Source organism: Desulfotomaculum defluvii (genome assembly GCF_054657375.1).
The window spans coordinates 746,745-761,669 of the sequence record NZ_BAAHYV010000006.1 but is presented as its reverse complement, the minus strand read 5'-3'; the positions used below and the strand labels follow the sequence as shown (position 1 = coordinate 761,669).

Below are 14,925 nucleotides of genomic sequence, written 5' to 3'. Positions count from 1 at the left end.
CTTACCACCTCACTCCCAGCATAAGAATTAGTACCGTAACTCCAAGTACATAACCCATATAAAGTTGTAAATTACCAGAATGAATCGGTCTGATAAAATTGGCTGTTAATAAAATCCATTTTTTGATGGGTTGATAAAGCCACTGGTTAATTAAATAAGTGACTTCTATTTTTAACTCCATCTTAACCCCATGGTATGGATTTAGTAATTTATTGGCAGTAACATTTGATTTAGGACGAACTAACCCTTTAAAGGCTCGACGAATCGGTTGGGCAAAACCGGTAGCAGTATATTCCATTCGTGCATTGGGAACGATACCACAGGTCCAGGTTTCACCCTCAACATTTTTAGGTACGCCTTTGAAGTTGTAGGCTATTACAGCGGCGATTACACCAACCAGCAACATACCGACGATAACCGGCATGGCAATTACCCCATTAGCCTGTTGGATGTTAAAAGCCACAGAATGCCACTGCGGAATGAATAGGTTGCTAACATCAAGTCCGGAATACTGGGATAGCACACCCTGTAAAATGCTTAGCATCCATTGGGGCCAAACACCCAGCCCCATACACATAAGGGACAAAAACCCCATACCTGTTAACATTGAACCAGTTACTTCTGTTGCCTGTTCTGCATGTTTACTACGGGGCTTGGCCAGGAAAGTCACACCAAAGGCCTTTACAAAACAGGTCGCTGCCAGTGCACCGGTTAATCCCAGCAAGGCAATTAGAATAATAGAACCCAACTGAGGAATTATCCCTGTTAGTGCGTGGGGTAGATAGAAAAGTGACTGGAAGGTTAACCATTCACTTACGAAACCATTCAGTGGAGGTAAGGCTGAAATTGCAGCAGCACCAATTAGGAAGAAAACTGCTGTGTAGGGCATTTTTTTAATTAGTCCACCTAGATGTTCTATGTCTTTGGTATAAGTGGCATAAAGTACGGAGCCAGAACCAAGAAACAGCAAGGATTTAAATACTGCGTGGTTAAATACGTGATAAAGTCCTGCCACAAAAGCAAGACCGGCCAATGCAGGTTGGTTGTTACTCATGAAGACCATACCAGCGCCAATACCAAGCAGGATAATACCGATGTTTTCTACCGAGTGATAAGCCAGCAGGCGCTTTAGGTCGTGTTGCATCAAGGCATATAAAACTCCCAGGATAGAGGAAATAATGGCCAAGAAAAGTATCAGTTCACCCCACCAGGCAGGACCAACACCTAAAAACTCTAGGAAAAATCGGCACATACCATAAATTGCAGTTTTAATCATAATACCGGACATTAGTGCCGATACATGGCTGGGTGCGGCTGGGTGTGCTTCTGGTAACCAAATGTGCAGGGGAATCACACCTGCCTTGGTACCAAAACCAATTAAGGCACAAATAAAAACTATGTTACGCATCGAATCAGTTAAAGCAGTACCTCTTAGCAACTGGAAGTCCAAACTGTGAACCGCCACGGCTAATATGAGAAATGCAGTTGTAATAAAGACAGTTCCTATCGTGGTCATCAAGATGTACTTATATGCCGCACGAGTATTCGCTGTCTTGTCATATTCATGGTTAACCAAGAAAAAAGAAACTACGGTCATTAGCTCCCAGGCAATTAGGAAGTAGGCAACCTGACTAACGGTTAACACCAGAACCATGGATAAGATAAACCCGTTATAAAGTGCTGCCATCAATCCTAAACGCTGCTTGTAATACTCCTTGCTGTAGCCAATAGCATAAATACTGGTTGCTGTGCCAACAACACCTAAGGCCAGGAGAAAAAATGCGGATAAATAATCAATCCTAATGATCAAAGATCCAATCGGTAGGCCTGTGGAATAGGAGAAGGTCGTCCCACCGTAAATGAATATCTCTACTGAACAAACCACAATCGCTAAACAACCTAACAATGATAAACCGTGAGATAAAATGTTCGTAACCTTTGGACTGCTGTTTGTTAAGCACGGTAGTAAAATACCTGCGGCAAACAGCATTAGCATGGCTAGATAGATATAGATATTGTCTATCACGAAATTCACCGCCTTAGTGGATTGGTTTGTACTAAAGGTGCTTTGGATAAGCACTAAGATAAGCACTAATAGGAAATTGCTTGGTAATTATTTCACTAGCCAACCAACACCTCCTTCTAATATTAATTTGCTGCCTTCATGGGCTGCTTGATTATTTAAGAATATTTTGCAAATTCTATGCCTACTTTAAAAGTATTTTAAATTATACTTGTCATAGGGTAAACCCGCGGATTTGTTGACAATATTAGTTCTTACCTTGGTATTATTTATCTGTTATCTTCGCTGAGAACTATAAATAGCGTATACGTTATCGTGATAGGTATGAAAAATTTGCAGGTTTTTGCCAAAAAAATTCCCTGTCCCACCATTAATTATTCAAACCTCAATGATGTGTACAGGGGTGTATTTTTTAACTTTAAATTCTATGACTTGCCGTGCAGCTGGCACTTTTCAACATTTTTCCGCATTCTTTCAAGTCGGTAGTAAAGGGCCCGTACAGAAATCCCCAAATGATGGGCTGCTTTTGTTTTGTTTCCATTATACATTTTCAAGGCTTCCTCAATGAGATCATCTATGTGCTCATCAAGATTAATGGGTTCCAGAGGCAAAGCTTTGGTTTCCTTTTTTCCCCCTACATCCTTAGGAATGAGATTACTAAGATGTTCTAACTTTAATTCTTCATCATCAAACATAAAGGAAACCCATTCCATGGCATTGCGAAGTTCTCGTACATTACCAGGCCACTGATAGGACAATAGAGAACTAGCAGCCGCCTCACTAATTCTGCTAAACTTCTTTCCTCTACGTTTTGAAAAATCCTTTATGAACATTAGGGCCAGTGGTAGAATGTCGTCCTTTCTTTCACGAAGGGGGGGAATAAAAATCCCTCCTACTTTAAGCCTATAGTATAAATCTTTTCGAAACATACCTTCATCAATTTGTTTCTCAAAATCGAGGTTAGCTGTACCAATAATCCTTACATCTGTTTTAATCTTTTTTAATCCACCGACACGATAGAAACTTTTTTCCTCCAAAACCCGCAGAAGCTTAGCTTGCAGCTCCAACGGAAGTTCGATAATTTCATCTAAGAATAGGGTGCCGCCAGCAGCAATATCAAATTTCCCTTTTTGCCCCTTTGCCACACCTCCAGTAAAAGAACCGCCCTCGTAACCAAATAATTCGCTTTCAAATAAAGTTGGGGAAATGGCAGCACAGTTTATATCCACAAAGGGACCTGGGTTTTCCATATTGCCATAATGGATAATCTTAGCAATAACCTCTTTCCCCACTCCGGTTTCACCTTGAATTAATACCGGGACAGTTCGGTCCGTATGGTATTGCTGTGCATGCTTCACCAAATTTTTCATTTCATCAGAAAAAACCCCAATTTTTTCGATACCTGCCTGTTTGGCAACCAGTTGCTTTAGTTGAGTTAATTGATATTCAGCGTCCTTTGTTGCCTCTTTTAACTTTTCATCAAAGTGTTCCGTAAGTACTTTATTCTCATAAAGAAGACTTTGGTGCTCCTCAACACGCTCCAGGATAGACATTAGTTCTTCAAAATTGATTGGTTTAGTCAAATAATCGTAAGCTCCCGCCCTTAAAGCGGAAATAGCTAAAGATACGTCAACAAAACCTGTATAAAGTACGAGATCTGCCTTTGGTTCCACATCTAAGGACTTAATAGCCTCAATTAACTCAATACCGGACATACCGGACATTTTTATATCAGATAAAACCATCTGAAAGCGACTTTCTTTGTACACTTCTAGAGCCTCTTCACCGGAATCACATTCTACTATGGTGTGACCCTGGAGAGCTAAGTAGTTGGCTAAAAAGGATCTGCTTTCCCGCTCGTCATCCACAAGTAATATTTTCACAACTTCTCGCCTCCATGATGATTAACAACTAGGAAAGGTAATTTGAATGATGGCCCCGCCAGTTGGGTTATTATCAACTGAAATGGTTCCGTTACTTGATAGAACGATAGAGTGAACGATGGACATGCCAAGGCCCATTGAATTACTCGCATCCTTAGTACTAAAAAATGGTTCAAAGATTCTCTGTGCTATCTCCGGGTCAATGCCTGGACCATTATCACTAACAGTTAGGTGAACTTTGCGGTCTTCTACCCAAGTGTTAATTACTATTTCTTTTTGTTCCCATTCACAGGGTTCTAAGGCTTGGACAGCATTCATTAGTAAGTTTAAAACCACTTCCTCGAAACGTACAGAGCAACCACAGACAGGCGAATCCGCTTTTAGATTTTTAGTTACTTTAATACGCCTTGATAAGATCTGGTTATTTACCAGGGACAGAGAATTCTCTACTACATTATTCATATCACAGGGTTTATAGTCAAAACTCTGGCTATATTTAAGGAATGAACGCAAGTGGTTGACAATGGAATCAATACGGTCAACCTGTCGCGATATATTTATTACACTTTTTATAATCTCCTCGATAGGTACCTCATTCATATTTTTAAATAAATATAGGATGGTCTCAGCCAAAACCTTAATAGCATTTAAGGGCTGGTTTATTTCATGGGCAATTCCTCCACCAATAACGGCAAGTGTGGCTACCCTGGAAGCCCTCTCAGTGGCTTTCCTAGCCTCGGCAATTTTAAATTCTGCCTCTTTTTGAGCAGTTATATCTCTTCCTACAGACTGGTATTCAATAATTTCGCCCTGATCATTTAGGATGGCACGGTTCACCCACTGAGCCCAATGTATACTGCGTTGATTACCCACAAACCTGGGCTCTGTAATGGCAACAGGGTTCTCTGGGGTCAAAGAGAAAATTTTTTTACGTATTTCCTCACGGTCATCTGAACGAATGAAGGACATAAAATCCTGCCCAATGATTTCTTCAACGGGACGTCCTACAAATTTAGCAAAGGAACCATTAACAAAAGTCAAGGTGCCATCAGGTTTAAAGCGCCTTATTAGTTCCACTTGATCTTCCACAATTGCCCTATATCTGGCTTCACTTCTTTTTAAACGTTCCTCGACTTGTTTTTGGTTTGTTATGTCCCTACCAACAGATTGATACTCAACGATTTGTCCGTTCTCGTCAAAGATAGCCCTATTTGTCCACTGCTGCCAAACAACTTCTCCAGTGGGCCTGATAAAGCGGCGCTCAGCTATAGCTACTGGGTCATCTACGTTAAGGGAGAATATCTGCTTGCGGACAGTTTCTCGATCCTCTACCGGAAATAAGTTCATAAAATTTTGGCCCAGCAATTCGTCCATGGATTTACCATAGTATTTGCAGAAAGCACTATTAACAAAGGTTAGCGTACCATCAGGACGAAACCGCCTAATAAATTCCACCTGATCTTCTACCACTGCCTGGTAACGGGCAACACTTTCCTTTAAATCTAGTTCAGTCTGCCTATATTTAGTAATGTCTCTGGCAATGCCTTGCAGACTATTGCCAGGTAGAATACTAATTGTTAGTTCACACAAAAACGTAGAGTTATCTTTTCGCCGGCACCATAATTCCTCAATAATTTTGTTACTATGCTTAACGTTAGAGAGAAGTTCCTTCCCCTTACTCAGGCTCTCTGGTGCAATTAAATCAATGAATTTTTTAGTGATAATTTCTCCCTTTGTATAGCCAAACATTGAACATATCCAAGCATTTATATTTACCAGACGGTATTCGTAATCCGTTACAAAGATCCCTACAGCAGCTTGATCGACTAATATGCGGCATAATTCTTGGCATTGACGCGAAGAATCACTAGGGTTAATTCTGATTTTCCTTCTAAACTGTCTAGGCATTTAACTAACTCCTTAGCTACAAAATATGAATATTAAATTCATATATTAGGTATATGGATATAAATACCTCTTAGGAATTAGAAAAAATTGAGCTTATAACCTGGTTCATTGATGATAATTAAAAAATATATTGATTTTTAAAATTTTATAATATTTAATAAATGCAAGTTATTTGTAGGGATTAATTTTCATAGGGGAGTAGAATGATAAATGTTTATATTAGCAATTAATGGCAGCCCACGTAAAAATGGACGAATTAGCAAAATAATTAATGAAATCCTAGCAGGAGCAACAACTAATAATCACGTGTGTAAAATTATTTACCTCATAGATCTCGATATTAAGGATTGCACGGGTTGTATGAACTGTCAATTAAAGGGTGCCTGTATTATGAATGACGACATTAAAACTGTAGAAGAAGATATTAAGAGAGCAGATTTAATTATCTGGGGCAGTCCTACTCATTGGGCAAATATCTCTGGCTTACTGTTAAGAACCTTTGAAAGGTTATTTGGCTTTTTTATAGAAGAAAGGCCCAGGGGAATTCCGCAAAAAAGACAAGCTCATGGGAAAAAGGCCATTCTAGTAACCACTTGTAGTACACCCTTTCCATTTAATTGGATATTTAGTCAATCAAGATCTTCTATAAACAGAATGCGTGAAATTTGTAAGTATAGTGGTCAAGAAGTTATAAAGACTTTAGTATTACCGGGTACATTAGGAATGAAAGAAATACCAGAAACCTTTTTAGCGGTGGCAAGAAAAGTAGGAAGAAAAATATAATAGACAAAACAATATCAGTGTAATTTGCCAGACAACATTTAGCTACTGTTCATCAACAATGTGAACTATTTTATTTTCAACCTGATTTTTTATAAAAAGCAGCATAGCTTTATATGCTTGATCAGATGAATCCTTATTATAGTTTGGAGATGACGGGTTAGCAAAACCATGTTGTCCATATAATTGTTTGATACAAACATTATCTTTATGATTAATATTCTGAACTAAATCCGATACGTTAAATGACTTTTCTTGATTCGGAAAGAAAAGCAATACAGGACACTTTGGATTTATTTCAAGATAGTCCCTTATACGGGACCCGTAAAAACCAATTACTGCGTTACATAGGCCTGCCTCATTACTACAAAGCCATGCAATAGTAGCTCCTACACTGTATCCTACAACAACGACTCTATTATATTGACGTCGTAAATTAAGAATAAAAGTGTTGATTTGTTTAAATGCTTTTTCAAAACCAACACTATTTAAAAAATTATTATAGGCATCATTCTCCTGGGTGTAATCAAAAACAGTTTCTCCAATCAACATATTTGGAGCAAAAACATCCATATGGTGCTTGGAAAATTGCAGGCAGACTTCCTCTATATGTTGATTTAGGCCATATATTTCATGTAGTACAACTACTGCTGTGTCATTATTATTTGTATAGTTAATCATATCTGGACACCCTCATAAATTCTAAATTCTACTTAATTATTTTTTTTAAAACCCAACCGGAGGCATCAACAAAGTTTATCTCTGAACTGGGCCAAACTCTTGCCATACTCCAGCTCTTTAGAATATATAATCGGTTAAAATTTGTTAATAATAATTTTAACTCGATTTACCGGAGGAGGATATATCTTTTGGAAGAGTTTATTAAGGTAACTTGGAAAACAATTGTAATATTTTTTATGTTAATCATCCTATCAAGAATTATTGGAAAAAAGCTTCTATCCCAATTAACCTTTTTTGATTTTGTGATTGGCATTTTAATAGGAACTATAACTGGTACCTTTGTTACTACCGAAATTAAGGGTTTATGGGTATTATTGAGCCCTGTTTATCTTACACTTCTAGTTGTAGCAATAGCATTCCTAACTGTAAAGAGTTTACCAGCTCGTAAACTCTTAGAGGGTGAGCCCGTGGTTGTGATTCAAAATGGTAAGATATTAGAGCACAACATGCTTAAACTACGATACCATCTGGACGATCTAGAAATGCAATTGCGTGAGAAAGATATCTTTGACATTACAGAAGTTGAATTTGCTGTTTTGGAGCCTCATGGTTATCTAAGTGTGCAAAAAAAGTCACAATATCTACCTGTAACTATGAAAGATTTGGGGAAACCCACCTCTTATAAAGGTATGGCCACGGAAATTATAAAAGATGGAGAAGTTCTGGAGCAAAATCTAAAACAAAACAACCTAAATTTTGGATGGCTTTACAACAACCTAAGCCAACGGGGGATACGGGATATTTCTACTGTGACTTATGCAAGTTTGCAGTCAGATGGCACCCTGTATACTGATATTCGAGAGGATAACTTAGATTATATACAGAAGGTAGAGGACTCGTATTAAACTAAGGTGATATTATATCATAGTTTACTAGGTTCAAATCTACCTGTAGAAAAAATAAGTTATAGACACCTCACTGATTTGTAGACCAGGTGATCTTTGGTAAAATCATGTTGGGTTTCCCTTTTGTTGAGCTCCATTTTAGTGTAAAATTTATTAATAAGAACAAAATATACTAAAATAAGAGGGTTCTAAGATTATGAGAGAAAAAGCAATGTCTGTTTTAAAACAATACAACAAAAGTGAAGCTCTTATCCGCCACGGTATCGCAGTGGAAGCGGTAATGCGCTATTTTGCTGTGGAAGCTGGAGAAGATGAAGAGTATTGGGGTGCTGTTGGTCTTCTGCATGATGTGGATTATGAAATGTATCCAGAACAACACTGCAAAAAAGCACCTGAATTATTGAAAGCAGCAGGTTACGATGATGCATTCATACATGCAGTCATTAGTCATGGACACGGCTTAGTGGTAGATGCAGAACCAACATTGTACATGGAAAAGGTGCTTTTTACGATAGATGAGTTGACAGGGCTAATTGGGGCTGCTGCTTTAATGCGTCCCTCAAAATCAGTAATGGATATAGAAGTCAAAAGCGTAAAAAAGAAATTCAAAGATAAACATTTTGCAGCCGGCGTAAATCGAGATGTTATTCTTCAAGGCTGTAAAAATCTTAATATGGAACTTGATGATGTTATTAACAAATGCATACTTGGTATGCGTACAATGGCGGCTGAAATTGGATTATAAAATGGTGCAAAACTGGGCATGAAAATGCTCAGTTTTCTTTCATAATCAAGAACATTGCAGTAAGCAATATATCTAACTTTGTCAGAAATTTTAGGAAATTTCGTAGTATAGATTTACTTTTTACCACATTGCATTATACGCAGAAAAAGTGAGGTAATACTTGGTCAAAACGGAGGAGTTTTTTATGTTAGCAGAGTTTAGAATTATTAATGATCCCTTACGTCCCAGTGTTTGTACTAATCTTTGTTCGGTTTGTTATCGTGATCGAAAAAGTGCAAGTAAAGCAATCGGCTGCTGTTCTTATGAACCAGAACTTTGTCTATTTGATTTAGTATTTTTGTATCTTCATTACTCTGATATTTATGAGTTTGTATTAAACAAAGGTCAGCTAATAAAAGGATATAACGGAATTATGGTGGAGATGAAGACAGGGTTGAACCATTGTCCCTTCATAAGTAAAACAGGTTGTGTTTTACCAAGGGATGCCATGACACCCCTGTGCCGGTTATTTATCTGCCGGGAAGCTGCTAGCTTTGCACCGGCCATGTTTGAAGAAAAATTTGATGATTACTTTTTGAGCAACGAATTTAACTTAAATAACTTACTAAATAGTAAACTCATTTATGATAATAACTTTTCAAAGTTCAAACTTAACAAGTTTATAGAGGAGTCTGCCCCAACCATAAACACCATGATTGCAGGCATTAAAATAATTAACCCGTCGATAGATACTTTCCAAAAAGAAATTAATATTGAGGACTTTGGTAAAATTCTGTAGTATTTATCCAAACCCACATATATCTCCTCTGGAATCTTGATCAGAATAGTGACCATATCCTCAAATTGTCCGTCCAACAAGTTGTTTTTGTTGCACCTGAAATTGCGCTCCTTTCAAGGAGCGTTTTTTAATTACCAAAGCTTTAACAAAATTAATATTTCTGCTAAAACTTTGGTTATTATACATTAATTTTGCAAACAATAACCTCAAATTTATGAGGAGGTATACTTAAATGTGCCCTAAAGTAGTTCCAGAACCATTCCGTATTAAGATGGTTGAGCCTATTAGAATGATTTCCCGGGAAGAAAGACAAGCAGCCCTAGAGCGTGCCGGGTATAACCTATTTTTACTAAACAGCGATGAAGTTTATATTGACCTGTTGACAGACAGCGGCACTGGTGCCATGAGTGATAACCAATGGGCAGGTCTTATGCTGGGTGACGAAGCATATTCAGGTAGTAAAAACTATCATAACCTAAGAAATGCTGTAGAAGATATCTTTGGTTATAAGTACACCATTCCTACACACCAGGGTCGGGGTGCTGAGCAGGTGTTGTTCCCCATCATCATCAAAAAACCAGGTGATACCTTCATTAGCAACATGCACTTTGATACCACCAAAGGCCATGTAGAAATGGCTGGTGGCCGGGCAATAAACTGTGTCATTGAAGATGCCTTTGATACTGAGAAGTATCACCCCTTTAAAGGTAATTTTGATCTTGATCGTCTGGAAAGCCTCATTAAGGAAAAGGGTCCTGAGAATGTCGCAGCAGTAATTATCACCATCACCTGTAACAGTTGCGGTGGGCAGCCTGTATCCATAGAAAACATTCGCCAAACCAGTGAAATTGCTAAAAAATATGGCATACGAGTATTTATGGACGCTGCCAGAGCCTATGAAAACGCTTACTTTATCAAGCAACGGGAAGAAGGCTATGCTGATAAGTCCATTAAAGAAATAGCCAAAGAAATGTTTAGTTATACAGATGGCTTTACCATGAGTGCTAAGAAAGATGCCATTGTAAATATAGGCGGTGTCCTGGCCTTCAAGGATGATGAAGATTTATTCAATGCCTGTCGCGCCAGATGTGTACCAATGGAGGGTTTCGCCACCTATGGCGGTCTAGCTGGTCGCGATATGGAGGCCTTAGCCCGTGGCTTATACGAAGGTATGGATGAAAGCTACTTAGAGTATCGCATCGGCCAGGTTGCTTATTTGGGTGATAAATTAAAGGAAGGTGGTATTCCTTTCCAATCACCTACTGGTGGACATGCTGTGTTTGTAGATGCCAAAAAACTAGTACCTCATATTCCTTATTATCAATTCCCGGCCCAAGCCCTGGCCAATGAATTGTACCTGGAATCTGGAGTCCGTTCGGTGGAAATTGGCTCCTTCCTACTGGGTAGAGATCCCGATACCAAGGAAAACCTGGAATCTCCCATGGAGTTACTGCGCTTAACCATTCCGCGCCGAACCTATACCTATAGCCATATGGATGCGATCGCAGAAGGTTTGATCAGAGTTAAGGATAAGGTAAAATCCTTAAAAGGTTTGGAATTTACTTACGAACCACCTGTACTGCGCCACTTCCTGGCCAGGTTAAAACCTGTACAGTAGTGCACCTTAACACCGGCAGGGAGTTCATGCCCTGCTGGTGTTCTCCTATATAATCACCATACTACCTGTATTCTTACACAAAAGGAGGTTTCTCCTATGGCTCAAGAACGTGAAGCCTGGTCGAGTAAAACCGGATTTATCTTAGCCAGTGTCGGTGCAGCAATGGGTCTGGGCTCCATTTGGATGTTTCCCTATCGGATTGGTGCCTTTGGGGGCGCTGCCTTTTTAGTGCCCTACTTGATTTTCACCTTTGCATTAGGGGTAACCGGACTGATGGGCGAATTTGCCTTTGGTCGTAGTCGGCAATCCGGAGCCATTAGCGCCTTTGAAAATGTTTATAAGGAAAAAGGAAAAGGTTATGGAGCCACCCTGGGAATCCTCCCCGTATTGGGTGTAACCGGGGTTTTTATTTTCTATTTAATTGTGTGCGGCTGGATTATTCGCTATTTCGTACTAGCCTTGACAGGAGCCTTTGGCACAATTGATCCCGGCGCTTACTTCGGTTCCTTTGCAGGTCAGGCTCCGAGTATTCTCTGGCACTTTATTGCTCTGGCCCTCACCATGGTCATCATTATGAAAGGGATATCCGGTGGTATTGAAAAAGCTAACAAAATAATGATGCCCGGACTCTTCATTATTTTAGTTATTCTTCTTATACGGGTCCTTACCTTACCCGGTGCTGAGAAAGGTGTTGCTTTCCTAACCGTACCCGATTGGTCAAAGCTGGCAGACCCCATTACCTGGGTGATGGCACTGGGTCAGTCCTTCTTTACTGTGGCCCTGGGTGGTGCAGCCATGCTAGTATATGGTAGTTATCTAAGGGAGAGTGAGGATATACCCTCCTCTGCCATCTATACTGCCATATTTACCACCATCGCTTCGTTGTTGGCTGCCTTTGTGGTAATTCCCTCGGCCTTTGCCTTTAATTTGGACCCCCAAGCCGGTCCACCCCTACTGTTCATTGTGCTGCCCCACGTCTTTGCAGCCATGCCAGGCGGCTATATTTTTGGGTTAATGTTTTTTGCAGCCGTAGTCTTTGCAGCCATATCCTCGGCAGTAAACCTGATGGAGGTGCCAGTGGAAGCCCTTCAAGATCGCTTTAAGCTAAGTAGGAAGAAGGCTTCTCTTATCGTGGCCATAGGAGGTTTCATCATAGGCCTACCACTGGATCTAAACATGAATTTATTCGGTATGTTTGCCGATACTGTTTCCATTTACCTAGTACCCCTTGGTGCTGCCATAGCTGCCTTTGTCTTTTTCTGGGTCTATGGTGCCGACAAAGCTCGAGCCCAGGTAAACAAAGGTGCTGAAAAACCATTAGGACAATGGTGGGAGTTTTGGGCAAAATATGTCTATACCGGTGTGACGATCTTTGTCCTGGTTATGGGAGTTTTAGTGGGCGGCTTTTAATTTAAACCTAAAGGTCTATAGTCTCTTTGAGGGGAGGTGAGAAGGTGGCCACTAAAAAAACAACTACCACTCCAGCAACCGAGCAAGCTAATACGGAAGAAAAGCTGTCGGTAGGCCTTGAGTCTAGCAGATATAGCAAGCAAGAACAACAAAGAATGTCTGATGGTATGGTGCCATAATATCAAAAGCCAGGGATCCTAAGTCCTTGGCTTATTGCACACTCCTAAAAGAACAAAAGCGTAACAACCATAGTTAATGGTGGTTACGCTTTTGATGTTTAATTAATTTAACGTCTCATACTTCTTAGCCTCTGTACCCGATCCTCAATAGGTGGGTGAGTACTGAACATACGTGCTAGGGACGCTCCGGACAGTGGATTAGTAATAAATAAATGGGAAGTTGCAGGGCTTACATTCATAGGCACTCTGTGGGCTGCCGATTCTAGTTTTAAGAGGGCGTTGGCTAATCCATCCGGTGAACCGGCAATTTGTGCTCCAGTGGCATCGGCCGAATATTCACGGGAACGGGAAATGGCCATCTGGATGATCATGGCTGCGATAGGAAAGATAATAGCCATGATGAGACCTCCTACCATACCGCCACCTTCTTCTTCATCATCGCTGCGACCCATACCAAATATAGCACCCCATTGCAGAGCATTACCCATCATACTAATGGCTCCGGCAAGGGCAGCAGCAATGGTACCTATCAATATGTCACGGTTTTTAATATGAGCCAACTCGTGTGCCAATACACCTTCTAACTCCTGGGGATTCATTAAACGTAAGATCCCTTCAGTTACTGCCACGGCTGCATTGGCGGGGTTACGTCCAGTGGCAAAGGCATTAGGCTGATCAGAGGGTTGAATGTAAATCTTGGGCATCGGCAGTCCTGCCCGCTTGCTTAACCGGCGTATCATTGCATAAAGTTCTGGTGCTTCTGCTTCAGAAACGGGATATGATCCAGTCATTTTGATGGCCATTTTGTCACTATAGAAGTAGCCAAAGAAATTCATGGCCATGGCAATGAGAAAGAACATCATAGCTCCACTACTGCCACCAAAGGCATTTCCCATCATGACCATTAAAATAGTTAATGCTCCCATTAAGAGCCCAGCTTTTAAAGTATTCATCTTATTCCTCCCCCCACTTCAATCATATTATTACAGTCAAAAGGCATATCTAGAAGAAGTCATCTCCGCCAAAATCTCCAAGGTCACCCAGGCCAAAATCAAAACCTTCTTCGTCACCACCCATATCAGCTTCCTCTGCTCCAGATGCTTCAGGTTCATCTGCACCAAATAATTCTCCTAACAGAGCACCACCAAGCATCCCGGCTACCATACCACCCATAAAACCTCCGAAGGCTCCACCTAAACCGGGGCGATGCTGACTGTGTTGTTGCTGATGGTAACTAGGAGCAATGCGAGGTCCATGTACTGATACCTGACTCAGTTCTTCCTCTAGAAAATTTTTAATGTTATTTGCCACTTCCTGTACTGAACCACTGGCCAACAATTCCGCTGAAAGGGTCAATTCCGTATGATGCTTCTGGCCACTGCGCATATAGCCCCCAGCCATCTCCAATTCAAGAAAAAGTTTAAGGCTGTTCTGATCGATAAAGAACTTTAGTTCCAGTTCTTTTAACTGCTCTGCAAATTGACCACTGGGATAATAATCAAATTCCTGGCCATATTGCTCAATTTTGCCGGAACCAATTTTCTCTTTAAATCCTAGGGCATGCAGTCCATCAAAGACCAGAGCCATGTTACGACTGGGTAGCACCACTAGTGGATCAGCATCACCAGTATCCACCGCCTGGGCAATATCCATTTTAGTAACCAATGAATAGGACACAGAACCCTTAGAAATAGGATAGTGTAAAGGAATAAGGTGTTCAAAGGGAATCTCTCTGTTATCCCTTGCTTCTATGCGAAAATCATGGGCCACTCGAATGGTTTCCACTACCCGAGATATTTCTTTACCCCGAATATTTAGTTTCATCACAACATCTACATCTAGGGTATGAATGTTCTGAGCCACATTACCTCCCAGCACTACCATTTTACCTTTAACTAATTCACCAACCCTACACTTTTCATTGTCAAGAACTAGGTTGACCTTTGCTGCCCCCACTCCGAAACTGGCCATAAGTTTTTTGAACATTAGAAACGGATTCACTCTCCTTTATAGAA

General features: G+C 40.3%; 13 protein-coding genes. 7 read left to right on the top strand and 6 right to left on the bottom strand.

The features are described 5' to 3' along the window. Position 1 precedes the first annotated feature (1 nt). From ACYQ03_RS06380 to ACYQ03_RS06370, 3 genes are all read right to left on the bottom strand, one after another. On the bottom strand, positions 2 to 2,026 hold the full coding sequence (locus ACYQ03_RS06380) for a proton-conducting transporter transmembrane domain-containing protein (protein WP_459908507.1): 2,025 nt from the start codon (positions 2,024 to 2,026) through the stop codon (positions 2 to 4). Between the two features lie 422 nt (positions 2,027 to 2,448). Continuing rightward, on the bottom strand, positions 2,449 to 3,906 hold the full coding sequence (locus tag ACYQ03_RS06375; protein ID WP_459908505.1) for a sigma-54-dependent transcriptional regulator: 1,458 nt from the start codon (positions 3,904 to 3,906) through the stop codon (positions 2,449 to 2,451). Between the two features lie 21 nt (positions 3,907 to 3,927). Next, complete coding sequence (locus ACYQ03_RS06370; protein WP_459908503.1) at positions 3,928 to 5,814, bottom strand: PAS domain-containing sensor histidine kinase; 1,887 nt, start codon at positions 5,812 to 5,814, stop codon at positions 3,928 to 3,930. 210 nt (positions 5,815 to 6,024) lie between these two features. Here ACYQ03_RS06370 and ACYQ03_RS06365 point away from each other — a divergent pair, with 210 nt between their 5' ends. Continuing rightward, entirely contained in the window at positions 6,025 to 6,597 is a 573-nt protein-coding gene (locus tag ACYQ03_RS06365; protein ID WP_459908501.1) for a flavodoxin family protein, read from the top strand. Between the two features lie 42 nt (positions 6,598 to 6,639). Here the strand turns inward: ACYQ03_RS06365 and ACYQ03_RS06360 are convergent, their stop codons facing one another. Next, positions 6,640 to 7,275 (bottom strand): dienelactone hydrolase family protein, encoded by a 636-nt coding sequence (locus ACYQ03_RS06360; protein WP_459908499.1) that lies wholly within the window; start codon positions 7,273 to 7,275, stop codon positions 6,640 to 6,642. A gap of 188 nt (positions 7,276 to 7,463) precedes the next feature. Here ACYQ03_RS06360 and ACYQ03_RS06355 point away from each other — a divergent pair, with 188 nt between their 5' ends. The 6 genes from ACYQ03_RS06355 to ACYQ03_RS06330 all read left to right on the top strand — a co-directional run bounded on the left by ACYQ03_RS06355 (position 7,464) and on the right by ACYQ03_RS06330 (position 12,910). Beyond that, positions 7,464 to 8,180, top strand: coding sequence for a YetF domain-containing protein (locus ACYQ03_RS06355; protein ID WP_459908498.1), 717 nt, complete (start codon positions 7,464 to 7,466; stop codon positions 8,178 to 8,180). Positions 8,181 to 8,376: 196 nt separating this feature from the next. Beyond that, a complete protein-coding gene (locus ACYQ03_RS06350) occupies positions 8,377 to 8,925 on the top strand; it encodes an HDIG domain-containing metalloprotein (RefSeq protein WP_459908496.1) in 549 nt (182 codons plus the stop codon). 184 nt (positions 8,926 to 9,109) lie between these two features. Further along, on the top strand, positions 9,110 to 9,703 hold the full coding sequence (locus tag ACYQ03_RS06345) for a hypothetical protein (protein WP_459908495.1): 594 nt from the start codon (positions 9,110 to 9,112) through the stop codon (positions 9,701 to 9,703). A 232-nt stretch (positions 9,704 to 9,935) separates the two neighbouring features. Next, a complete protein-coding gene (locus ACYQ03_RS06340) occupies positions 9,936 to 11,321 on the top strand; it encodes a tryptophanase (RefSeq protein ID WP_459908493.1) in 1,386 nt (461 codons plus the stop codon). A 96-nt stretch (positions 11,322 to 11,417) separates the two neighbouring features. Continuing rightward, on the top strand, positions 11,418 to 12,731 hold the full coding sequence (locus ACYQ03_RS06335) for a sodium-dependent transporter (protein ID WP_459908491.1): 1,314 nt from the start codon (positions 11,418 to 11,420) through the stop codon (positions 12,729 to 12,731). A gap of 44 nt (positions 12,732 to 12,775) precedes the next feature. After that, complete coding sequence (locus tag ACYQ03_RS06330) at positions 12,776 to 12,910, top strand: hypothetical protein (RefSeq protein ID WP_459908490.1); 135 nt, start codon at positions 12,776 to 12,778, stop codon at positions 12,908 to 12,910. Positions 12,911 to 13,017: 107 nt separating this feature from the next. Here the strand turns inward: ACYQ03_RS06330 and ACYQ03_RS06325 are convergent, their stop codons facing one another. Continuing rightward, positions 13,018 to 13,863: a zinc metalloprotease HtpX gene (locus ACYQ03_RS06325; RefSeq protein WP_459908488.1), complete on the bottom strand. Its 846-nt coding sequence runs from the start codon at positions 13,861 to 13,863 to the stop codon at positions 13,018 to 13,020. A 49-nt stretch (positions 13,864 to 13,912) separates the two neighbouring features. Next, positions 13,913 to 14,896, bottom strand: a complete 984-nt coding sequence (locus tag ACYQ03_RS06320) for a sporulation protein (protein WP_459908487.1) — start codon at positions 14,894 to 14,896, stop codon at positions 13,913 to 13,915. Positions 14,897 to 14,925: the final 29 nt, after the last annotated feature.